General features: G+C 68.4%; 21 protein-coding genes and 1 pseudogene. 12 read left to right on the plus strand and 10 right to left on the minus strand.

The annotated features are described in order from the left end of the window. The first annotated feature begins 37 nt into the window (after positions 1–37). A complete protein-coding gene (gene rnd, locus Q7T09_RS03740; RefSeq protein WP_304697730.1) occupies positions 38–1,216 on the plus strand; it encodes a ribonuclease D in 1,179 nt (392 codons plus the stop codon). Further along, entirely contained in the window at positions 1,213–1,611 is a 399-nt protein-coding gene (locus Q7T09_RS03745) for a YccF domain-containing protein (RefSeq protein ID WP_304697753.1), read from the plus strand. The genes rnd and Q7T09_RS03745 overlap by 4 nt, the downstream gene beginning before the upstream one ends. Positions 1,612–1,833: 222 nt before the next feature. On the opposite strand, the gene Q7T09_RS03750 is transcribed toward Q7T09_RS03745, so the two are convergent. The 4 genes from Q7T09_RS03750 to Q7T09_RS03765 form a co-directional block, all read right to left on the minus strand. Continuing rightward, positions 1,834–2,820: an NAD(P)-dependent oxidoreductase gene (locus Q7T09_RS03750; RefSeq protein WP_304697731.1), complete on the minus strand. Its 987-nt coding sequence runs from the start codon at positions 2,818–2,820 to the stop codon at positions 1,834–1,836. Positions 2,821–2,824: 4 nt separating this feature from the next. Continuing rightward, positions 2,825–4,318 (minus strand): Ppx/GppA phosphatase family protein, encoded by a 1,494-nt coding sequence (locus Q7T09_RS03755; protein ID WP_304697732.1) that lies wholly within the window; start codon positions 4,316–4,318, stop codon positions 2,825–2,827. Further along, positions 4,299–6,506 carry an RNA degradosome polyphosphate kinase gene (locus Q7T09_RS03760; RefSeq protein ID WP_304697733.1) on the minus strand — a complete coding sequence of 736 codons (2,208 nt, stop codon included), beginning with the start codon at positions 6,504–6,506 and terminating at the stop codon, positions 4,299–4,301. The genes Q7T09_RS03755 and Q7T09_RS03760 overlap by 20 nt, the downstream gene beginning before the upstream one ends. Positions 6,507–6,569: 63 nt before the next feature. After that, positions 6,570–7,208, minus strand: a complete 639-nt coding sequence (locus Q7T09_RS03765) for a chromosomal replication initiator DnaA (RefSeq protein WP_304697734.1) — start codon at positions 7,206–7,208, stop codon at positions 6,570–6,572. Between the two features lie 193 nt (positions 7,209–7,401). On the opposite strand from Q7T09_RS03765, the gene Q7T09_RS03770 reads away from it, so the two are divergent. Next, positions 7,402–8,886 carry a S1C family serine protease gene (locus Q7T09_RS03770; RefSeq protein ID WP_304697735.1) on the plus strand — a complete coding sequence of 495 codons (1,485 nt, stop codon included), beginning with the start codon at positions 7,402–7,404 and terminating at the stop codon, positions 8,884–8,886. A 158-nt stretch (positions 8,887–9,044) separates the two neighbouring features. Next, complete coding sequence (locus tag Q7T09_RS03775; RefSeq protein WP_370689195.1) at positions 9,045–11,342, plus strand: TonB-dependent receptor; 2,298 nt, start codon at positions 9,045–9,047, stop codon at positions 11,340–11,342. Between the two features lie 149 nt (positions 11,343–11,491). Here Q7T09_RS03775 and Q7T09_RS03780 read toward each other — a convergent pair whose 3' ends face one another. Both Q7T09_RS03780 and Q7T09_RS03785 read right to left on the minus strand, forming a co-directional pair. Then, positions 11,492–12,253, minus strand: coding sequence for an arginyltransferase (locus Q7T09_RS03780; RefSeq protein WP_304697736.1), 762 nt, complete (start codon positions 12,251–12,253; stop codon positions 11,492–11,494). 86 nt (positions 12,254–12,339) lie between these two features. Further along, complete coding sequence (locus tag Q7T09_RS03785; protein WP_304697737.1) at positions 12,340–13,242, minus strand: flagellar motor protein MotB; 903 nt, start codon at positions 13,240–13,242, stop codon at positions 12,340–12,342. Positions 13,243–13,297: 55 nt separating this feature from the next. Here Q7T09_RS03785 and Q7T09_RS03790 point away from each other — a divergent pair, with 55 nt between their 5' ends. Both Q7T09_RS03790 and Q7T09_RS03795 read left to right on the plus strand, forming a co-directional pair. Continuing rightward, a complete protein-coding gene (locus Q7T09_RS03790; RefSeq protein WP_304697738.1) occupies positions 13,298–14,188 on the plus strand; it encodes an NAD(P)-dependent oxidoreductase in 891 nt (296 codons plus the stop codon). Next, positions 14,185–14,706, plus strand: coding sequence for a GNAT family N-acetyltransferase (locus Q7T09_RS03795; protein WP_304697740.1), 522 nt, complete (start codon positions 14,185–14,187; stop codon positions 14,704–14,706). Before Q7T09_RS03790 ends, Q7T09_RS03795 begins: the two co-directional genes overlap by 4 nt. Here Q7T09_RS03795 and Q7T09_RS03800 read toward each other — a convergent pair. Further along, positions 14,703–15,026 (minus strand): hypothetical protein, encoded by a 324-nt coding sequence (locus tag Q7T09_RS03800; protein WP_304697742.1) that lies wholly within the window; start codon positions 15,024–15,026, stop codon positions 14,703–14,705. The two genes, Q7T09_RS03795 and Q7T09_RS03800, sit on opposite strands and share 4 nt — an antisense overlap. A 103-nt stretch (positions 15,027–15,129) precedes the next feature. On the opposite strand from Q7T09_RS03800, the gene Q7T09_RS03805 reads away from it, so the two are divergent. Then, entirely contained in the window at positions 15,130–15,636 is a 507-nt protein-coding gene (locus Q7T09_RS03805; protein WP_304697756.1) for a GNAT family N-acetyltransferase, read from the plus strand. A gap of 4 nt (positions 15,637–15,640) precedes the next feature. Here the strand turns inward: Q7T09_RS03805 and Q7T09_RS03810 are convergent, their stop codons facing one another. The 3 genes from Q7T09_RS03810 to Q7T09_RS03820 are packed head-to-tail and all read right to left on the minus strand — an operon-like array spanning position 15,641 to position 17,528. Continuing rightward, a complete protein-coding gene (locus Q7T09_RS03810) occupies positions 15,641–16,024 on the minus strand; it encodes an NUDIX domain-containing protein (protein WP_304697744.1) in 384 nt (127 codons plus the stop codon). Continuing rightward, entirely contained in the window at positions 16,021–17,037 is a 1,017-nt protein-coding gene (gene hemB, locus Q7T09_RS03815; protein ID WP_304697746.1) for a porphobilinogen synthase, read from the minus strand. Before hemB ends, Q7T09_RS03810 begins: the two co-directional genes overlap by 4 nt. 11 nt (positions 17,038–17,048) lie before the next feature. Next, positions 17,049–17,528 (minus strand): hypothetical protein, encoded by a 480-nt coding sequence (locus Q7T09_RS03820; protein ID WP_304697748.1) that lies wholly within the window; start codon positions 17,526–17,528, stop codon positions 17,049–17,051. Positions 17,529–17,602: 74 nt separating this feature from the next. Here Q7T09_RS03820 and Q7T09_RS03825 point away from each other — a divergent pair, with 74 nt between their 5' ends. From Q7T09_RS03825 to Q7T09_RS03845, 5 genes and pseudogenes are all read left to right on the plus strand, one after another. Beyond that, on the plus strand, positions 17,603–18,742 hold the full coding sequence (locus Q7T09_RS03825) for an isobutyryl-CoA dehydrogenase (RefSeq protein WP_304697749.1): 1,140 nt from the start codon (positions 17,603–17,605) through the stop codon (positions 18,740–18,742). Beyond that, positions 18,739–19,788 (plus strand): enoyl-CoA hydratase/isomerase family protein, encoded by a 1,050-nt coding sequence (locus Q7T09_RS03830; RefSeq protein ID WP_304697750.1) that lies wholly within the window; start codon positions 18,739–18,741, stop codon positions 19,786–19,788. Before Q7T09_RS03825 ends, Q7T09_RS03830 begins: the two co-directional genes overlap by 4 nt. A gap of 57 nt (positions 19,789–19,845) precedes the next feature. Further along, positions 19,846–20,601 carry a class I SAM-dependent methyltransferase gene (locus Q7T09_RS03835; protein ID WP_304697751.1) on the plus strand — a complete coding sequence of 252 codons (756 nt, stop codon included), beginning with the start codon at positions 19,846–19,848 and terminating at the stop codon, positions 20,599–20,601. A gap of 25 nt (positions 20,602–20,626) precedes the next feature. Further along, positions 20,627–21,514: a 3-hydroxyisobutyrate dehydrogenase gene (mmsB, locus tag Q7T09_RS03840; RefSeq protein WP_304697752.1), complete on the plus strand. Its 888-nt coding sequence runs from the start codon at positions 20,627–20,629 to the stop codon at positions 21,512–21,514. Between the two features lie 169 nt (positions 21,515–21,683). Beyond that, a pseudogene (locus Q7T09_RS03845) lies at positions 21,684–21,857 on the plus strand (5-aminolevulinate synthase); the annotation flags it as partial.

Here is a 21,857-nt window from a genome sequence, read left to right on the forward strand (position 1 = left end):
TTGCAGACTCGGGCGTGCGCGGGGCTATAGCTAATTGATGACGCCGATTACAACCACCGCCGAACTGGCGGCGTACTGTGACAAAATCAAAGGCCAGCCTTTCGTCGCCGTGGACACCGAGTTCATGCGCGAGACGACCTACTGGCCCAAGCTCTGTCTGATCCAGGCCGCCGCCCCGAATGCCGAAGCCGTTATCGACCCCTTGGCCGAGGGCTTGGACCTTGAGCCGTTCCTGGAGATTCTCCGGGACGAGAGCATCGTGAAGGTGTTCCACGCCGCCCGGCAGGACGTCGAAATATTCAACAATCTCAAGGCGATGCCCAAGTCTCTGTTCGACAGCCAGGTGGCCGGCATGGCTGCGGGCTATGGCGAGCAGATCGCCTATGACGCCCTGGTCCGACAGATGCTGAAGATCGAGTTGGACAAGTCCAGCCGCTTCACCGACTGGGCCCGGCGGCCCCTCACAGAGGCTCAGCTGACCTACGCCCTGGCCGACGTGACCCACTTGGCGGCGCTCTATCCGATCCTCAAGGCGCGGCTTGAAAAAGAGGGCCGCCTGGCCTGGGTTCACGACGAGATGCAGAATCTCTGCGATCCCGCCGTCTATGACGTGGAGCCGGAGAACGCCTGGAAGCGGCTAAAGCCGCGTCGACACACCTCGAAGTACCTGGCCGTCTACAAGGCCGTGGCCGCATGGCGCGAGCGCACCGCCCAGCAGCGTGACCAGCCGCGCGGCCGCATCCTCAAGGACGAGGCCATCGACGAACTGGCCACCCAGGCGCCGACCGACGCCGGGGCCATCGACCGCCTTCGCTCGGTGCCCAAGGGCTTCTCCGGCTCGCGCTTCGGACCCGACCTGATCGACGCCATCAAGGAGGCGTTGAAGGATCCCGACGCCTACGCCCCGGTGATCGAGCGCAGCAAGACCGCGGTCTCGCCGGCGGCGGGCGCCGTGGTGGAGCTGCTCAAGGTGCTGCTGAAGGCCCGGGCCGAGGACGCCGGGGTGGCGTCGAAGCTGATCGCCACGGTTTCCGATCTCGAGCTCATCGCCAATGACGATGACGCCAAGACCCCGGCCCTGACCGGCTGGCGGCGCGAGGCCTTCGGTGAGGACGCCCTGAAGCTGAAACGCGGCGAGCTGGCCCTGGTGCTGGACGGCGCCCGGGTGCGGGTGGTCGAGGTGCGGCGCGCGCCCAAGGTCAGCGCGGCGGAATAATGCGCCTGCTGCTGAACCTCCTTTGGTTCGTGTTCGGCGGCTGGCTCTCGGGCCTGCTGTGGATTCTGTCTGGCGTGTTGCTGGCCATCACCGTCGTCGGCCTGCCCTGGGCCTTCGCCGCCTTCCGGATCGCCGGGTTCAGCGCCTGGCCCTTCGGGCGGCAGGTGGTGGCGCGCGACCTTCATACGGGCCGCGAGGACCTGGGCACCGGGGGCGTCGGCTTCCTGATGAACGTGGTGTGGTTCATCCTGGGGGGCTGGTACCTGGCGCTCAGCCACCTGATGCTGGCCGTCGCCCAGGCGGTGACCATCATCGGCATCCCCTTCGCGGTCCAGAACGTGAAGCTGGCGATCATCTCCCTAGCCCCGGTGGGCAAGACGGTCGTCGAGGTCTGAACCAGCAGGAAGCGGTGGATAAGTTCGCCGCCCCACCGGCCAAGCCTTTCGACCCCCCGCGTCCCCCGGTCCTGCACCGCTTTTCCACCGCTCGCCCACCGCTCGCCCACCGGGTGCGCCAAGACCGCGCTTTCCGGAAAACCGGGGCGGGCACACGCTCATGAGGTCGAGGGCGGCATGTCGGGCGACCGACGGGTCGCCCTCTTGCTCTTGCGCGGTCGGTCAGAGACCGACCTCGGCAGGGGAGGCCTCGTTGATCAGGGGTTCGCCGGCCAGGTAGCGCTTGAGGTTGTCGACGAACAGCTGGTCGCCGCGGGCGGGCGTCCCTTGGCCGGAATTGGAGGTGTGGGCGCTGATCCGCACCTTGGGGTGATCCCACATCCAGTGGTCGGCGGGCAGGGGCTCGGTCTGGAAGACGTCCAACACCGCGTGGCCGGGCTTGTCGGCCTCCAGGCCCCGCTTCAGGGCGTCCTCGTCCACCAGGCCGCCTCGGCCGATATTGATCAGGATGGCGCCGGGCTTCATGGCGGCGAAGAAGGCGGCGTCAGCCATGTCGCGGGTCTCGTCGTTCAGCGCACAGGCCAGGACCACCACGTCGGTCTGAGGCAGGATCTTGGCCAAGCCCGCCAGGGTGACGGTGGCGTCGGCCAGGGGATCGGCCTTGTCGCTGCGGCGCACGACGGTCAGATGGACACCGAAGGGCTTGATGCGCCGGGCGATCTCCGCGCCGATGGCCCCGGCGCCCACGATGGCCCAGCGGGTCTGGCTGACCTCGCGATAGGGGGTCGATTTCCAGGTGTGGGACGCCTGCAGTGCGCGCTGGGCGTCGATGGGGACGATCAGGGCCAGGCCGTGGGCCACGACATATTCCGCGATCGCCACGGCCTGGGCGTTGCTCTTGGAGAGCCGCACCCCCTTGGCCATCACCGACTTGAACACCGGGGCGTCGATGCCGGCGTTGAAGGTCTGCATCCACTTGGCCTTGGTCCCCTTGAGGACCCTGCCCATCAGGGCCGGCAGCTGGCCCGCGCCATAGGCGTCCAGGGTGGTCCAGACGATCTCGGGATCCACCTCCCCGGCGGGGATGTCGACGCCGTTCCGCTGGAAGCTCTCCGGTCCGGTCAGGGTCACGATGTCGAGGTCGCCGGCGAAGGGACTGATCCGGGCCTTCACCCGCTCATAGGCCGCCGCGCTGAGGAGGAGCTGCATCGGGTCAGGCCATTTCGAGCTTGAGTTTCAGGGCTTGGGCCAGGGTGGCGGCGCGCTTGGCGGTCTGTTCCCCCAGCAGCATGTCATGCCAGCCCTCGTCGGCGGTGAGGCTGAGGCGGCTGTCGTCGATCACCAGGCTGGCGTGGGGCAGCAGGGTGGCGTTGCGGCCGGAGAGGTCGCAGCCCAGGCGCACGGCGGCGCCCAGGGCCCGGGCCCGTTGGCGCCGCTCGGTGGAGAGCACCTTGGCGATGGTCCCGGGCTCGGGGGTGACCGGGGCGCTGGAGTGGCGGGCGAAGGCGGCGCAGGCCAGGAAGGCGCGCTCGGCGTGGGTCATGCCGGCGATGGGGGCCCGCAGCACCTGGTCGAAGGCGAGGTCGGCGCGATGGTCGGGGTGCAGGCGCGCGCCCAGGTCGGCCAGGCGGCAGGCCGCGGCGGCGAGGACGGGGTCGCGCTCGCCGAACACCGGCGGCAGCTTGGCGAAGGCCCGGGTCAGCCAGGTCTCCAGGGCCAGGCCCAGGTCGTGGGAGAGGCCGCGCACGGCGGTCAGCGCCTCGCAGCCCTCGATGAGCGGATCGCGGGTGCGCTCCTCCGCCGACATGGCCTCCAGCAGCAGGCCTTCGCGCAGGCCGTAGGCGGAGATCACCACCTTCTCGACCCCCAGACGCTCGATCAGGGCGTCCAGCACCAGGGCGGAATAGGGCAGGGTGTCGAACCGCTTCTTGGACAGGCCCTGGATGCGCTCCAGGGAGCCGCGGGACTGGCGGCTGACGAAGCGGGCCACGTCAACGGCGTCGGCGCGGGTCATCTCATACTGGTGGGCGACGCGCAGAGGGTAGTCGGCCATCACCATGTGCAGCAAGGCCAGGTTGCGCCAGGCGCCGCCCACGGCCTGGAACTGCGGGGTGGCGAATCTCTGGTCCAGGGGCGCGAGCGCTGTGTCGATCCGCTTGCGCGTGCGCTCGAGGTCCAGGGCGCGCGGGGCGCCCAGGGCGAAGGGGCCGAGCGGCAGGGTGACGCCGTCGCCGGACTGGCCGTCGTCCAGGCGGATCAGTTCCAGGCTGGAGCCGCCCAGGTCCCCCACCACGCCCTTGGCGTCCGGCTGACCGGCCATGACGCCGAGGGCCGCGTATCGGGCCTCCTCCTCGCCGGTGAGGATGCGCACCCGCAGGCCGGTCTCGGCCTGGACGCGGGCCAGGAACTCCCGGCCGTCGACGGCCTCGCGCACGGCGGCGGTGGCCACCACCATGATCTCCGAGGCGTTGAGGCCGTCCAGCACCGCGCGGAAGCGGCGCATGGCCGCCATGGCGGTCTCGATCCCCTCGGGCGACAGCCGGCCGGTGGCGGTCAGGTCGCGGCCGAGGCCGGCCAGGGCCTTCTCGTTGAAGACGGTCCAGATCGCCCGGCCTTCCAGCCGGTAGATGACGAGACGGACGGAATTCGAACCCAGGTCGATGACGGCGGCCTGGCGACCGGGGGGACTATCCGTGCGTGGCCACATGATCGATCGCGCGCGGCATGTCCTTCACCTTCTGCCCCCGGCCCGACAGGCTGGGATTGGTCATGAAGTACTCGTGCGCGGAGAAGGCGCCCGGGTGGTCCCACGACGGATCGCGGGTATAGCGGCCCTCGCCGTCCAGCGTCCAGCTCTGCGCTTCATCCTTGAGATTGGCGACCATGATCTGCTGCAGGACCTGCTGGTGGACGGTGGGGTTCTCCACCGGGGTCAGGCACTCCACGCGGCGATCCAGGTTGCGCGGCATCCAGTCGGCCGAGGAGATGAAGACCCGCGTCTCCGCCGAGGGCATGGCCGCGCCGTTGGCGAAGGCCACGATGCGGGAATGCTCCAGGAAGCGGCCGACGATGGACTTGACCCGGATGTTCTCCGACAGGCCGACGACGCCGGGGCGCAGGCAGCAGATGCCGCGCACCACGAGGTCGATGGAGACCCCGGCCTGGCTGGCCTCGTACAGGCGGTCGATCAGGACCGGGTCGACGATGGAGTTGAGCTTGGCCCAGATGGCGGCGGGCTTGCCGGCCTGGGCGTTGGCGACTTCCCGGCCGATCAGGGCCAGCAGGTCGTGCTTCATGGTGATGGGGGAGAAGGAGAGCTTCTCCAGCCGGTCGGGGGTGGCGTAGCCGGTGATGTAGTTGAACAGCCGGGCTGAATCGCGGCCGAGCGCCGGGTCGGTGGTGAACAGCGACAGGTCGGTATAGATGCGCGCCGTGACCGGGTGGTAGTTGCCGGTGCCGAAGTGGCAGTAGGTGCGCAGGTTGTCGCCCTCCTTGCGGACCACCATCGAGAGCTTGGCGTGGGTCTTGTACTCCACGAAGCCGAAGACGACGTGGACCCCGGCGCGCTCCAGATCGCGGGCCCACTTGAGGTTGGCCTCCTCGTCGAAGCGGGCCTTGATCTCCACCAGGGCGGTGACGTTCTTGCCGTTCTCGGCGGCCTCGATCAGGGCCGCGACGATGGGGCTGTCGGAGGAGGTCCGGTAGAGGGTCTGCTTGATGGCCAGGACATTGGGGTCCCGGGCCGCCTGGCGCAGGAACTGGACCACCACGTCGAAGCTCTCGAAGGGATGGTGGACCAGGATGTCCTTCTCGCGGATGGCGGCGAAACAGTCGCCGGCGTGGTCGCGGATGCGTTCGGGGAAGCGGGGCTCGAAGGCCTTGAACTTCAGGTCCGCCCGGTCGGGCGGAATGAGCTGCGACAGCTCGTCGAGGCCCAGCAGGCCGTCGATCATCAGGATATCGTCCTGGCGGGCGTGCAGGTTGGTGACGATGAAGTCCCGCAACTCCTGGGGCATGGCCTGTTCGATCTCGACGCGCACCACCGAGCCCAGGCGGCGCTGCTTCAGGCGCGCCTCGAACTCCCGCATCAGGTCCTCGGCCTCTTCCTCGATCTCGATGTCGCTATCGCGGATCAGGCGGAAGACTCCCTGGGCCTCGATCTCGCAGTCGGGGAACAGGTGGTCGAGGAAGATGGAGACCATGTTCTCCAGCGAGATGAACCGCCGCTCGGGCTTGCGCCGCCGCGAGGGCGTGGCCGGAAGCTGCCAGAACCGGGCGACCTGGGCCGGGATCGGAACCAGGGCGTAGAGCAGGCGGCCGTCCGACTGGCGGCGCAGCTTCAGGGCCAGGGAGAAGGCCAGGTTCGGGATGAAGGGGAAGGGGTGGGCCGGGTCGATGGCGAGCGGGGTCAGGACCGGGAACAGGCGGCTGACGAAGGTCTCTTCCAGGGCCGCCTTCTCGGCGGGCGTCACCTCCTGGGGCGAGACCACGTGCAGGCCCTCGCCGGTGAGTTCGACGCAGAGTTCGCGCCAGCGGGTCTGCTGGCCGCCCATCAGGTCGGCGGCCTCGGAATTGACCCGCTCGAGTTGCTCGGCCGGGGTCAGGCCGTCCTGGCTGACGACGCGCACGCCCTCGCGGAGCTGGGCCTTCAGGCCGGCCACCCGGACCATGTAGAATTCGTCGAGGTTGTTGGCCGAGATCGACAGGAAGCGCAGGCGCTCCAGCAGCGGATGGCGGGCGTTCTGGCTTTCGCCCAGCACCCGCTTGTTGAAGGCCAGCCAGGAGAGTTCGCGGTTGAAGAACCGGGCCGGCGAAGCCAGCAGCTCGGCGTCCAGACCCAGGGGTTCGCGCGCGACTTCGACACCGTCGGATCGCATGGGCGCGGCATAGGTCATGGGTCGACGTTCCCGGAACTGGAGATCGGACCTGTTCTGGCCCAACCGACTTGAGGCTTCAAGTCATCCCTCGAAAAGGTCAAGATTCTCCGTATCATCTTCAAGAATCTGTCGTGCAAGCGCCCGCGAAATGGGCCGCTGTTCGTCGTCGGCGGCCTCGTCCAGACGCTTGACGATTTCGCGGGCCGCGGGGATCGACCTTGGCATGCGGCGTAGCAGGTAGGGAAACACCTCCTTGGGCGGCCGAATGCTCCGCTCCCGGAAGAATTTTCTCAAGACACCTTCCAGAACCTGGTCGTCCGGCTCCTCGATCAGGGCGACGGGCAGGGCGTTGAGCCGCGACCGCAGGTCGGGAAGTTCTGCGGGCCAGGCCGTCGGCGCCAACCGGGCCGTCAGCAGCAGGCTGCCGCCGTCGTGGCCGGCCATGTTGATCAGGTGAAACAGGGTCTCGGCGTCGATCCCCTGGTCGACGTCCTCCACCAGGACCGGCCGGCCGTTCGCGGCGGAGACGTCGGTCGTGATGCGATCCAGGACGAGCGCCCGGGCCTGGGCGGCCCAGCCCTGGGCCAGGTGGGTCTTGCCGCTGCCCTCCGCGCCCACCAGGACCAGGCAGCCGCCGTGCCAGGCTGGCCAGGCGTCCAGGGCCGCGATCGCCTGGGCGTTGGAGGGGCCCTGGCTGAATTCGCGGCGCGAATAGGACACGGGGCGCCTGAGGGTCAGGCGGAGCTGTCGCACTATGGGTCTCTTCGGGCGGGGGCGGTCACCGCCGAACCTTAGCGTCGGGCGCGCCCTGGGTCGATGTGGACAGGGCCCGCAGCTGGGGATGAACGGTGAGATTGCCGCCGCGCGCACCCGCCGATAGGCTCAGCCTCAGGGTGTGCCGAGGGAGCGTCGGGTGAAGTTCAGGATCGCAATCGCGGCCTTCGTCATGGCCCTGGCCACCGCCGGCTCGAGCCTGGCCCAGGCCTGGACGCCGGTGACCGGAGATTCGGACAAGAACAGCTTCGAGCTCGACCTGGGGTCGATCGTTCAGAGCGGCGGTTACACTCAGTCGATGGTGCGGCAGGTCCTGGCCAAGCCGCAAAAGGTGGCGGGAACCAACAAGCGCTACAGCACGACTGTCATGCAGCGGCTGGACGACTGTCGCACCCGAACCTTCAGTCTGACGGCCTTCACCTATTTCGACGACAAGGGGAAGGTGGTTCAGCTGACCACGTTGTCGCCCCAGGAATACCGGTTCGTCGCGCCGCCCCCGGGCAGTATCGCGCACGACCTGCAGGATCGCATCTGCACGGAGTCCGCCCGTCGCGCCGGGCTGAAGGCCAGCCTTGAGGTGGGGCCGACCGACAAGGCCAACTGGATCCCGATCACCTACGACGCCCGGACCAACACGCGCTTCTCGGTCCGCGAGGACAGCGTGATCTCGCTCGGCGACAACCAGGTGGTCGTCATCGTGCGGGCCGACAACGGCGCGCCGGTGAAACTGGCCGATGGCGTCATGGTCGCCACCGGACTGATCGCCGAGGTCTTCAACTGCGGCAGCCGCGAGCTGATCACGATGTCGGCCGACAGCTACGACTCCTCCGGCGCCCTGGTGTCGGTCTTCCAGCCGCCGAAGGAAAAGCTGGAGCCCCAGACCTACGCGGCGGGGTCCGTCTCCGAACTGGTGGCCAAGTATGTCTGCGACGAGAGCCACATCGTCGCCACCGAGGACGAGGGCGGGACCTTCGTCGGGACCGGTTGGTTGGGACCCAAGGGCTACATCATCACCGCCAACCACGTGATCGAGGGCGCGACCCTGCTGGAGCTGACCCGCGACGGCAAGGTCGTCGGTCGGGCGGAGCTGGTGGTGGCTGATCCGGCCAATGACATCGCTATCCTGCGGCCGCTGAAGCCCCTGCCGACCCGCACCGCCATCGCCTTCAGCGCCGCGCCGGCGCGGCTGGGCGAGCGCGTCTTCACCCTGGGCTATCCCGCGCCGGACATGCTGGGCACGACCCTGAAGATGACGTCGGGCGAGGTGAGCGCCATGGCCGGCAACGACGCCGCCACCGGCCGCCGCGACGACGCGCGTTTCCTGCAGGTCTCCATGCCGATCCATTCCGGCAACAGCGGCGGGCCGGTGATCGACGACCAGGGCCGCGCCGTGGGCATCGTCATCTCCAAGATGACCAAGGCCGGCGAGGACGAGATCGCCCAGAACGTCAACTACGCCCTGAAGATCGGCTATGTGCGCAACCTGCTGTCGGAGCTGCCGGCGGTGGGCGCGCCGGTGGCGGCCACCCCGCGCGCCACGATCAGCGGCCTGGTGGAGGAACTGCAGGGCTCGGTCTTCCTGGTGATCGCCTCCAGCGGCGAGGCCGCCGAACGGGCGCGTTAGGCCCCCGGCGCCGCCTAGGGAGCAGACGCGGGGCGGGACTGCGCGTCTGGGGTTCAATTCCGGCCAAACGTCGCCATACCGACACACCGCCGGTTGGAGGGGCGGCCGCCCTTGCGCCACCTGTCCTCATCACCCCGAACGGGGGAGCTGGGGATAGCATGATGAACACTTCGAACCTGCGCCGTCGGGCGCTGATGTGCGGCGCGGCCGTGACGATGGCGCTGGGCGCGCCGAGCTGGGCGCTCGCCCAGACCTCGGGCACGGTCGAGGAACTGGTGGTGACCGGCAGCCGGGTCTCGGAGGCCTCGGTGGCCATCGGCGCCGACCAGGCCACCGCCACCGTCGCCATCACCCGCGAGGCCCTGCTCTCGGCCCCGGCCGGGGTGACCGGCCTGAAGATGCTGGAGTCCCTGCCGGGCTTCAATGTCCAGGCTAACGACGCGCTCGGCATGTACGAGTTCGGCAACTCGGTCTCGGTGCGGGCCTTCAACTTCCAGCAGATCGGCTTCCTGCTGGACAACATCCCCATGGGCCGCAGCGACCAGTTCGGCGGCAGCCCGATCTATCGCTATGTCGACAACGAGAACCTGGCCCGCGTGACCGCCTCGGCCGGCTCCGGCGACGTCGGCCTGCCGAGCTACGCCTCGCTCGGCCCCATCGTCAGCTACCTGACCCAGGTTCCGGACACGGAGTTCGGCGGCGTGGTCAGCTACAGCCGCGGCAGCGACAACTTGCAGCGCACCTTCGCCCGCCTGGATCTGGGCGAGCACAACGGGTTCTCGGGCTATGTCAGCGGCTCCTGGATCCACGGTGACCTGTGGCGCGGCCCGGGCGACATCGACCGCAAGCACTATGAGGGCAAGCTGCGCTGGGAGATCGGGGAGGGGGCGATCACCTTCCAGACCGTCCACAACGACTATTTCGACTACGACTCGCCTTCGATCACCAAGGCCCAGTACGCCGGGACGGCCGGTGACCTGTTCGGGCGTTCGGGGCGCAGCTTCGCCTATCTGGGCTATGTGCCGGTGCTGTCGATCACCTCGCCGGGGATCACCTACTCCAACACCGCCTACAATCAGTACTACAAGCAGGCGGTGAACAGCCGGCAGGACCACCTGTATGGCCTGACCTACGAGACCCCGATCGGCGAGGCCCTGAACCTCACCCTGGGCGCCTATTACGAGTCCAAGGAGGGCTACGGCGTCTCGCCGGAGGCCTATTCCACCTCGCTCACCAACTACAACAACGAGCGGCTGATCGTCCCGGGCCTGTTCGCCCCCAAGGGCCTGCAATACGGCCTGTCCACCGTGGACGGCACGCGCCAGGGGGTGACGGGCAAGCTGACCTGGAACCTCGGCATCCACGCCCTGTCGGCCGGGGTCTGGCTGGAGAACGACGACTACCACCGCACACAGCAGCGCTATAACCAGGTGGGCGGGAGCCCCGACGGCGCGCCGCTGCTGAGCGAACCGGTCCACCTGCAGCGCAACTACACCTCGACGCGGGACACGGTGGAGTTCTTCGTCAAGGATACGCTCAGCCTGCTGGACGAGCGGCTGCACATCGACCTCGGCTTCAAGAGCCTGAGCGTCGACTACAACATCGCCGGCTACCGCAACCCGGCCGACTTCATCAACAGGCGCCAGCCCTCGATCTCCAAGACCTGGGAGGACAGCTTCCTGCCGCAGGTGGGCGCCGTCTTCGACGTCAACAGCCGCGACCAGATCTTCGCGTCCTATTCGGAGAACATGGCCCTGCCGCGCGGCGCCGACGACATCTTCTCTGCCGCCAGCCCGCTGGCGCCCGGACCCGAGGCGGAGACCTCCACCAACTGGGAGATCGGCTACCGCGCCAATCGGCCGACCTTCAACGCCTCGATCGTGGCCTATCAGACCAGCTTCGAGAACCGGCTCCAGGCCTTCGCCGCCGTGGTGCCGGGGTCATCGACCACCGAGACCTTCTACCAGAACGTCGGCGCGGTGAAGGCGCACGGGGCGGAGTTCAGCGGCCAGTGGAAACCTGAACTCCTGGGCGGGAAGGTCTATTTCAACTCCAACCTCAGCTACAATATCGCCGAATTCCAGGACAACTTCGCCACCTTCGCCATCGCCGGAAAGCGGGTCCCCGACTTCCCCGAGTGGCTGTGGACCGGCGGGATCACCATCGAGCCGGTGGAGGGCGCGGTGTTCAACCTGTCAGCTCGCCACATCAGCTCGCGCTTCACCAACTTCGTGAACAGCGAGAAGACCGACGGCTACACGATCTACAACGCCTATCTCGACCTCGGCGACGGTTTCGGGGCAGGCCCGTTCGAGCAGATCAAGGCTCGGGTCAATGTCGATAACATCCTGGACGAGGACTATCTGGGCACGGTGAACACCACCACCAACACCGCAGCCAGCTTCCGGCCCGGGCCGCGCCGGACCATCCAGTTCACCCTGTCGGCGGAATTCTAGACCCTGATCGTTTCAGATGGACTCATCTGAAACGGAAAGAAGGGTCTAGATTCAAAGCATTAGAACGCGTCGGGCGGCGGAACCGGTGTCCACTTCCGCCTGACGCGCTCTAGAAGCGCGACGCCGCGGTGGCGCAGGCCGTCGCGGCGTTAGACCTTGTCGACGTGCCGGTCGCGGGCCGACATCAGGGACCAGCCCTCGGGGCGCAGCAGCTCGATGGGGGAGAAGCGGACCTTGTAGTCCATCTTCTCCGAGCCCCGGACCCAGTAGCCCAGATAGACATAGGGCATGTCGGTCAGGCGGGCCTGGATCACGTGATCGAGGATGATGAAGGAGCCGACGCTGCGGCGGGTCAGGGCCGGGTCGTAGAAGCTGTAGACCAGGGACAGGCCGTCGCTCATCAGGTCGACCAGGGCGCAGGCGACCAGATCGCCGGGACCGCCGTCCCTGGAGCGCAGCCGGTATTCGATGATGTGGGTGCGGACCGCGGTGTCCTCAACCATGGCGACATAGTCGGGCCAGGTCATCTCGGCCATGCCGCCGTCGGCGTGGCGGGTCAGGAGATAGCGGCGGAGCAGATCGAACTGCTCCATGGTCGCCTCGGCCTCCACCAGGTGGCGCTCGATGTCCTCGTTCCGCGCCAGGGTCTTCCGCTCCGAGCGGGAGAGGACATAGTCGGCGGTGGGGAGGCGGGCCGAGACGCAGGAGGAGCAGGACTCGCAGGCTGGGCGGTAGGCGATGTTCTGGGAGCGGCGGAAGCCGACCTGGGTGAGCGAGTCGTTGACCGTGGCGCCGTCCGACAGGGGCAGGTGGGCGAAGACCTTCCGCTCATGCCGGTCGGGAAGATACGGACAGGGGCTCGGCGCCGTCAGGAAGAACCTGAGTTGTCGGGTCGGAAAATGTTGCGTCACGGACTTGCGATCGCTTTCGAACCACTGCGCCTGACCCGATTAGGCGTCATGCCGGAGGGTTGCGCAAGTGTTCCGAAGGTCACAGCCTAGAGCCCGTGATCCGGCGGCAGCACCGGGGCTTCCCGAAGCAGCACGATGGCGATCCGGCGGTTGCCGGGGAGGGTGGGGTCGTCCGGGTACAGCGGCTCGGAATTGGCCTTTCCGGAGACCTGGTAGATGCGGTCGGCGTCCACCCCGGAGCCCTGAAGGATCCGGCGGGAGGCGTCGGCGCGGCTGGAGGACAGCGACCAGTCGGTGTCGGCCTTGCGCCCGTTCATGCTGGCCGAGGTGTGGCCCGAGATGCTGATGCGGTTGGGCAGCTGGTTGACGATCTTGGCCACCGCCCGCAGCAGCAGCTTGGCGCGGTCGTTGGGCTGGACCTGACCCTCGTTGAACAGCGAGCGGCCCTCCTGGTCGACGAGCTGGATGCGCAGGCCTTCCGGGGTCTGGTCGATGATGATGTTCTTCGACAGCTCGGCCAGTTCCGGCATCTCCTGCAGCGACTGGCGCAGGGACTGGGCGGCCGAGGCGAAGGCGGCCTCCTCGCGCTTCTCCAGCGCCTCCTTCATGGCCTGGGTGGAGGCCTCGGCGTCGACGGACTTGGCCGCGTCCTGGCTCTTGCCGTCGTCGGGGTTCTTCGATTCCGGGGACATCTCCTCGATGATCGACATCGAGCCCGCGCTCTTGGCGCCGTCTTCCCCGAGCGCGGTGCCGCCCAGGATGCCGCCGGAGCCGGAGGTGGTCTCCGAGACGCTGGCCGGGGCGAAGTAGTCGGCGATGCCGCGCTTCTGCTCCGGGCTGGTGGTGTTGATCAGCCACATCAGCAGGAAGAAGGCCATCATCGCGGTCACGAAGTCCGCATAGGCCACCTTCCAGGCGCCGCCATGGTGAGCGTGGCCGCCGCCCTTCTTGATTTTCTTGATCAGGATAGGGGCTTCGCCGACAGCCATGATTCAAACCCGGTTAACGCTGATTCCAACGCAAGGTGCGGCGGGGCTCGTTAAGATGGCGTTGAGTTTGTTCAGAAGGACGTGGGGCATGAAGGTCGCATTCGTGGGCTTGGGCGTGATGGGCTTTCCCATGGCGGGCCACCTGGCCAGGGCCGGGCACGAGGTGACCGTCTTCAACCGCAGTCCGGAGAAGGCGGGGCGCTGGGTCGAGGCCCACGGCGGCCGCGCCGGATCGACCGTCGCCGAGGCCGCCAAGGACGCCGAGATCGTCTTCCTCTGCGTCGGGAATGACGACGACGTCCGCGGCGTCGCGGCCCAGGCCCTGCCGGCGATGGCGGCGGGCGGGATCGTCGTCGATCACACCACCACCTCGGCCAAGGTCGCCCGCGAGATGGCCGAGCTGGCGGCCCGCGACGGCCGCTTCTTCGTCGATGCGCCCGTGTCCGGCGGCCAGGCTGGGGCCGAGAGCGGCCAGCTCACCGTCATGTGCGGCGGCGATTCCGCCGCCTATGCCCGGGCCGAGCCGGTGATCATGGCCTTCGCCAAGGCCGTGCGCCGCATGGGCGATCCCGGCGCGGGCCAGCTCACCAAGATGGTCAACCAGATCGCCATCGCGGGCCTGGTCCAGGGGCTGGCCGAGGCCATGCACTTCGCAAAACGCGCGGGTCTGGATCCCCTGGAGGTCTATGAGGCGATCTCCAAGGGCGCGGCCCAGTCCTGGCAGATGGACAACCGCTGGAAGACCATGGCCGAGGGGAGGTTCGACTTCGGTTTCGCGGTGGACTGGATGCGCAAGGACCTGGGCCTGGTGCTGGACGAGGCCGCCGCCAACGGCGCCAGGCTCGAGGCCACCGCCCTGATCGACGGCTTCTATGGCGAGGTCCAGGAGATGGGGGGCCGCCGCTGGGACACCTCCAGCCTGGTGGCCCGCCTCGAAAAGCCGTGACCGTTATCCGGCGCGCGATCCTGCCGCAGGACGCGGCGGGGATCGCGGCGATCGACACCGCCGTGCAGACCACCAATGTCCTGGCGGCGAGCGCCGGGCCGCAGGGGATCGTCCTGCGCTCGGTCCCGCAGACGGTGAGCAAGCGGTTCGCCCTCGACGACCTGGACGATCCCCGGCGCCCCTGGGACACAGCCTGGGTGGCGGTCGACGGGGCGCGGATCGTCGGCTTCGCCGCCGTGGGCTTCCAGGCCTGGAACCGGCGGCTCGTGCTCTGGCATTTCTATGTGGACGCGGGGCGGCGCGGTCAGGGTCTCGGTCGGCGACTGATGGACGCCGTGCTGGATCACGCCGGGGCCGTGCAGGCCCGCCATGTCTGGCTGGAGACCAGCAACCAGAACCCACCCGGCGTGGCAGCCTATCAGGCCCTGGGATTCGCCCTGACCGGCCTGGACCTCACCCTCTATGACGGCACGCCCTCGGAGGGGGAGTTCGCCCTGTTCCTCAGCCGCGCGGTCTAGATCAGGTCGTAGGCGAACATCACCGAAATGCCCGCCAGGGCGAGCAGGCCGGCGACGAACAGCAGATCGGCGAGGGTCCCGAAGGCCTCGTGGATCTTTTCCCGGCGCGGCGCGCGGATGGCCAGATAGGCGAAGACGGCGCTGAACACGAAGATCACCGCCGCGCAGCCTGCGTACTCATCGACATGACTGAGTCCGGCGCCACGCTCCACGACCTTGACCAGCCCGATCAGGGTGGCGCAGACCCCGACCATTGCGCCGGAGATCGAAAGGATCCGTTCCTGAAGCGGGTTGTCGCTGGCGGTGCGGTCGTCGGCCATGCGGATCGGTTCTTTGCTCTGTCAGTGGGAATCGACTTGTCCATATATTCGGGCATCCCTGGTGGGGCGCCAGGGCGGTTAAGGAGGAGGGAGCGTGTCGGTGATGGTTCTGGAGACCGATCGGCTGTTCCTGCGGCACCTGACGCCGGACGACGACGCCTTCATCCTGGAACTGCTCAACGAGCCGGGCTTCCTGCGGAACATCGGCGATCGCAAGGTGCGCAGCCTGGAGGACGCCCGGCGCTACGTCCTCGACGGGCCGGTCGCGAGCTACGCCAAGCAGGGCTTCGGCCTGTGGTGGGTGGGGCTGAAGGCGACGGCCGAGCCGGTGGGCATCTGCGGCCTGATCAAGCGCGACGTCCTGGAGGATCCCGACATCGGCTACGCCTTCCTTGAGCGGTTCTCGGGGCGCGGCTACGCCTCGGAGGCCGGGGCGGCGGTGCTGGACTACGGGCGCAAGACCCTGGGCCTGGGGCGGATCGTGGCCATCACCAAGCCGGACAACGACGGCTCGATCCGCGTGTTGGAGAAGATCGGCCTGAGGTTCGAGGGCATGGTCACCCTCCCGGACCACGGCGGCGACAGCCGCTACTTCGTCTCCGACGCCTGACGCCTCAGAGGAGGCGCGGCAGGACCTGGGTTTCCAGCAGCGGCGCCAGGCGCACGGCCGGCGGGGCGGCCGGGTCGATCCAGAGCAGTTCGGCGATCTCGGCCTGGGCGGCGAGGGGGCCGGTGACCGTGACGTGGTAGATGGCGCCCTCGACCCGGGTGTCGGGCTCGTTGGCGGCCGGTGCGGTGAAGACGCCGAGGGCCGTGGCCTCCACCAGGACACAGCCCAGTTCCTCGGAGAGTTCGCGGGCCAAGGCCGCGAGGTCGTCCTCGCCGGGGTCGCGCTTGCCGCCGGGCAGCATGAAGGCGCCGGTCCCCTGCTTGCGGACGGTCAGCAGCCAGCCCCGGGCGTCGCGGATCAGGCCCGCCACGATGGAGACCTGGCTCACGCCCCCAGCAGCCGGGCCGCTACGGGGGCGAAATAGGTGATGACGCCGGCCGCGCCGGCGCGCTTGAAGCCGCCGAGGCTTTCCAGGATGGCGCGTTCCTCGTCCAGCCAACCGTTCTGGGTGGCGGCCTTGATCATCGCGTACTCGCCGGAGACCTGGAAGGCGAAGGTGGGCATGGCGAAGGTTTCCACCACCCGCTGGACGATATCGAGGTAGGGCATGCCCGGCTTGACCATGACCATGTCGGCGCCCTCGGCGATGTCCAGGGCGACCTCGCGCAGGGCCTCGTCGGAATTGGCGAAGTCCATCTGGTAGGTCTTCTTGTCGCCGGGGTTGTCCACCGAACCGGTCCCGAGCTTGCCCGAGCCGATGGCCTCGCGGTACGGGCCGTAGAAGGCCGAGGCGTATTTCGCGGCGTAGGACATGATCATAACGTCCTGGAGTCCCGCGCTTTCCAGGGCCCCTCTTAAGGCGCCGCAGCGGCCGTCCATCATGTCCGATGGGGCCAGGATGTCGGCGCCGGCTTCCGCCTGCATGATCCCCTGGCGGACCAGGGTCTCGATGGTGGGGTCGTTGAGGATCTTGCCGTTCTCGATCAGGCCGTCGTGGCCGTGGTCGGTGAAGGGGTCGAGGGCCACGTCGCACAGGATCCCGACCTCCGGCGCGGCGTCCTTCATGGCCTTGACCGCGGTGGCCACCAGGCCGTTGGGATCATGCGCCAGCGTTCCGGCGGCGTCCTTCTTGGCGCCGTCGATGTGGGGGAAGACGGCGATGGCCGGGATACCCAGCTTGCGGGCCTCCACGGCGGCCTTGGCGGCCTCCTTGACCGACAGCCGGGCCACGCCGGGCATGGAGCCCACCGGAATCTCGCCCTCGCCCTCATGCACCACCATGGACCAGATCAGGTCGGCCGGGGTGAGCACGCTCTCGCGCACCAGGCGTCGAATCCAGTCGGCCTGGCGCAGGCGGCGCAGGCGCAGGGCGGGGTAGGCGGCGAGATGGGCGTTGGTCATGGGCGGGGTGTTTAGGCCGCAGGCGAGGTCAGGCCAATCCCTCGCGCCGAGACCAGGCGGATAAAACCGATGGCCGGGGCGGCGATCAGCCAGACGCCGGCCAGCAGGGACAAGACCACCGCGGCCACCAGCAGGGCGACGATCCGGCCGTCTATGGCCAGGCGGGAGAGGTCGATATTGATGGTGGAGAATCCGTCCCAGCCATTGACCCGGGTGAACTCCATCAGCTCGCCGACCCCGCTGATCAGGGCCCCCAGGCCGCAGGCGCCGGCCGCCATGGTGAGTGCGAAGGCCACCCAGAAGATCTTGATCTGGAAATCGTGGTGCGAGCGGATCGAGGGCGGGGCCTCGTCGCGCTGCGAATAGGCGATGATCACCGCGATCAGGGCCGGAACCCCGGCGAAGAAGATCGAGGCGAACAGCAGGCCGTAGTTGATGAGCGCCAGATTGCGCGCCGCCTCCGGGTCCCGCCCGCTCAGATGTTCCGTCATGCCCACGACTCCCGCATCGTTGACAGGTTGCGCCAGCGGAGCGAGTTCCTCAAGCCAACCGCTTCGAGGCCCCCATGGATTTCACCCTCAACGACGACCAGCGCGCCATCGAGGACGCCGCCCGCGTCTTCGCCGCCGAGGAACTGTCGCCCCATTCGGCCCGCTGGGACGAGGACAGGCATTTCCCGGTCGACGTGCTGCGAAAGGCCGCGGGCCTGGGCTTCGCCGGCCTCTATGTGCAGGAGGACGTCGGCGGATCGGCGCTGAGCCGGCTGGACGCCTCCATCGTCTTCGAACAGCTCAGCTACGGCGACGTGCCGACCGCGGCCTTCCTGTCGATCCACAACATGGTCTCGTGGATGATCGACCGGTTCGGCTCCGACGACCTGCGCCATCGCTACCTGCCGCGCCTGACCACCATGGAGCTGATCGGCTCCTACTGCCTGACCGAGCCGGGCTCTGGCTCCGACGCCGCGGCCCTGTCGACCACGGCGAAGAAGGACGGGGATTCCTATGTCCTGACAGGGTCCAAGGCCTTCATCTCCGGGGCGGGAACCTCCGACATCTATCTGGTCATGGCCCGAACTGGGGTGGCCGGCGCCAAGGGGGTCTCGGCCTTCATCGTGGAGAAGGACCAGGCGGGCGTCTCCTTTGGGGCCCAGGAGCGCAAGATGGGCTGGAACGCCCAGCCGACGGCCCAGGTCAACCTGGACGGGGTCCGCGTGGCCGAGGCCAACCGCCTGGGCGGGGAGGGGGAGGGCTTCCGCTTCGCCATGGCCGGGCTGGACGGCGGCCGGATCAATATCGCCTCCTGCTCGCTCGGCGGCGCGCAGTTCGCCCTGGATACGGCCAAGGACTATCTTCAGACCCGCAAGCAGTTCGGTCAGGCGCTCGCCGACTTCCAGGCCCTGCAGTTCCGGCTGGCGGACATGGCCACCGAGCTGGACGCCGCCCGGCTGATGGTGCGCCGGGCCGCCGCGGCCCTGGACGCCCGCGATCCCAAGGCCACGCAGTACTGCGCCATGGCCAAGCGTTTCGCCACCGACGCCGGGTTCGAGGTCGCCAACCAGGCCCTGCAACTGCATGGTGGCTACGGCTATCTGAAGGACTACCCGCTGGAGCGGATCGTGCGGGACCTGCGGGTCCACCAGATCCTGGAAGGCACCAACGAGATCATGCGGGTGATCATCGCCCGGGAGCTGCTGCGTCAATGAGTGAAGTCCTGGTCCGCATCGAAGGCCGCGTGGGGCGCCTGACCCTCAACCGGCCACAGGCGCTGCACGCGCTCACCACCAACATGTGCGAGATCCTCACCGACGCCCTGGTCGCCTGGCGAGACGATCCGGCCGTGGACCTGGTGCTGCTGGACCATTCCGGCGAGCGCGGCTTCTGCGCCGGCGGGGACATCCGCATGTTGGCGCAGAGCGGCGCGGCCGACGGCAAGGCGGCGCGCGAGTTCTTCTTTAAGGAGTACCGCCTCAACCACCTGCTGTTCGCCTACCGCAAGCCGGTGGTGACGATCATGGACGGGGTGACCATGGGCGGCGGGGTCGGCCTGGCCGCGCCCTCTCAGTACCGGGTGGCCACGGAGCGGACGACCTTCGCCATGCCCGAGACCGGCATCGGCCTCTTCCCCGACGTCGGCGGCGGCTGGTTCCTGCCGCGCATGCCGGGCCACATCGGCCTGTGGCTGGCGCTCACCGGGGCGCGGCTGAAGGCGGCCGACTGCGAGCTGGTGGGGATCGCCACCGACTTCATCCCGAGCGGCCAGGTTGAGGCCTTCAAGGCCGCCCTGCTGGCCGATCCGGTGGCGGTGGAGACCCTGCTGACAGAGTTCGAGGGCGACGCCGGTCGACCGCCGCTGGCCCAGCACCAGGACGAGATCGACCGCATCTTCGGCCTGGAGAGCGTCGAGGCCATCGTCGCGGCCCTGGAGGCCGCCGGGACCGACTGGGCCGCCGAACAGCTCAAGGTGCTTTCCACCAAGTCGCCCCAGACCCTCAAGGTCGCCTTCCGCCAACTGGCCCAGGGGGCCAAGGCCGCGAGCTTCGCCGACAACATGGAGATGGAATACCGGATCGGCGCCCGGGTGGTGCAGCGCCACGACTTCATCGAGGGCGTGCGAGCGGTGATCGTGGAGAAGGACAACGCGCCGAAGTGGAATCCCGCCACCCTGGAGGGCGTCACCGAGGCCATGTTGGACGAGATATTCGCCCCCCTGGCTTCCGGCGAGGCCTGGTCGCCCCTAACTGGACTGTAACGAGACGACGGCGCGCGCCGAATGCTATCTCGACAGACAAACCTTGGGAGGAAACCGATGACACGCAATCTGATGCTGGCCGCCGTGGCGGTGCTGGCGCTCTCGACCGGCGTCGCCCAGGCCGCGCCTTCCCCCGCCGTCGCCGCCGCCGTGGCCGACGCGGGCCGTCCCGAAGCCGACACCAAGCGCGACGCCGACCGCAAGCCCGCCGAGATGCTCGAATTCGCCGGGATCAAGCCCGGCCAGACCGTGGCCGACTTCCTGCCCGGCGGCGGCTATTTCACCCGCATCTTCGCCAAGACGGTCGGCCCCAAGGGCGTGGTCTACGCGGTGATCAACCCCCCGCCCGCCAATCCGCCCGCCGACGCCAAGCCCAACCCGATCCTCGCCGTGGCCGCCGACCCGGCCTACGGCAACATCAAGGTGGTGCAGGCGAGCTTTGAATCCCTGGCCCTGCCGACCCAGGCCGATGTGATCTGGACCTCGCAGAACTACCATGACCTGCACCTGGCCCGCTTCAACCTGGACGTGGCCAAGGTGAACAAGGCGGTGTTCGCCGCCCTGAAGCCGGGCGGGGTCTATGTGGTGCTCGACCACGCGGCCGTGGCCGGCGCCCCCCTGGACACCGCCGACAAGCTGCACCGGATCGACCCGGCCATCGTCAAGAGCGAGCTGGCCGCGGCCGGCTTCGTCTATGAGGGCGAGAGCACCGTGCTGCGCAACACCACCGACGACCACACCAAGATGGTCTTCGACCCCACCCTGCGCGGCCACACAGATCAGTTCATCTACAAGTTCCGCAAGCCCAAGTAGGGGCCGTTAGAGGAGTGTCGCGCCCATGACGCGGATCGCGTTCATCGGTCTGGGAAACATGGGCGGCGGCATGGCCGCCAACCAGGCGAAGGCTGGCCATTCGGTGGCGGCCTTCGACCCGTCGGCCCAGGCGCTGGAGAAGGCCGTGGCGGCGGGTTGCCGCGCGGCCGGCTCGGCGGGCGAGGCCGTCGCCGAGGCCGAGGTGGTGATCACCATGCTGCCGGCCGGACCCCACGTCCGGGCGATCTATGCTGGTGAGGTCCTGCCCAAGGCGCTCAAGAGCGCCCTGCTGATCGACTGCTCCACCATCGATGTGGAGAGCGCCCGGGCGGTCGCCGCCGAGGCCAAGGCCCAGGGCTTTCGGTTCGCCGACGCCCCGGTGTCCGGCGGCACGGCGGCGGCCGAGGGCGGGACGCTGGCCTTCATGGTGGGCTGCGACGAGGGCGACTTCGCCGCCGTCGAGGGCGCGCTGGATCCCATGGCCCGCGCCGTCATCCGGGCCGGCGACCACGGGGCGGGGCAGGCGGCCAAGATCTGCAACAACATGGTGCTGGGCATCTCGATGATCGGGGTGTGCGAGGCCTTCGCTTTGGCCGAGAAACTCGGCCTGGACGCCGACCGATTCTTCGAGATCGCCACCAAGTCGTCGGGCCAGTGCTGGTCGCTGTCCAACTACAGCCCCTGGCCGGGCCAGGTGCCCGCCGCCCCGTCGAATCGCGATTACGAGGGCGGCTTCGCCACCGCTATGATGCTCAAGGACCTGAAGCTGGCCCAGGAAGCCGCCGCCAAGTCCGGGGCCGCCGCGCCGATGGGCGCCCAGGCCGAGGGGCTCTACGCCCTGTTCGACCGCCTGGGGGGCGGGGGAAAGGACTTCTCGGCCATCCTGGAGATGTTCCGCGGGCGAATGCCGTAGGGGAACCCATGGCGACGCTTCACGAAACCTGCGCGGACGCTCACGAAATGTGAGCGATTGCGACATGACGGATTGTAGACAACAGGTTCGGGCGGCGCGATAAGCCCGGCGAAGCTAAGGGGACCGGTTGCGGCGCGAGATCGTCGAACGCGCGACCGGAATTCAGTCGATGGATTACAAGGCCGCGTTTCGCACCGCTCTTGAGCAGGTTCATGCCGAGGGACGTTATCGGGTCTTCGCCGACCTGAAGCGTCACCGGGGCGCCTTCCCGAAGGCGACCTGGACCCGTGAGGACGGGACCTCCTCGGAGGTGGTGGTCTGGTGCTCCAACGACTATCTGGGC

The organism is Phenylobacterium sp. (assembly GCF_030645195.1).
GTDB lineage: Bacteria > Pseudomonadota > Alphaproteobacteria > Caulobacterales > Caulobacteraceae > Phenylobacterium.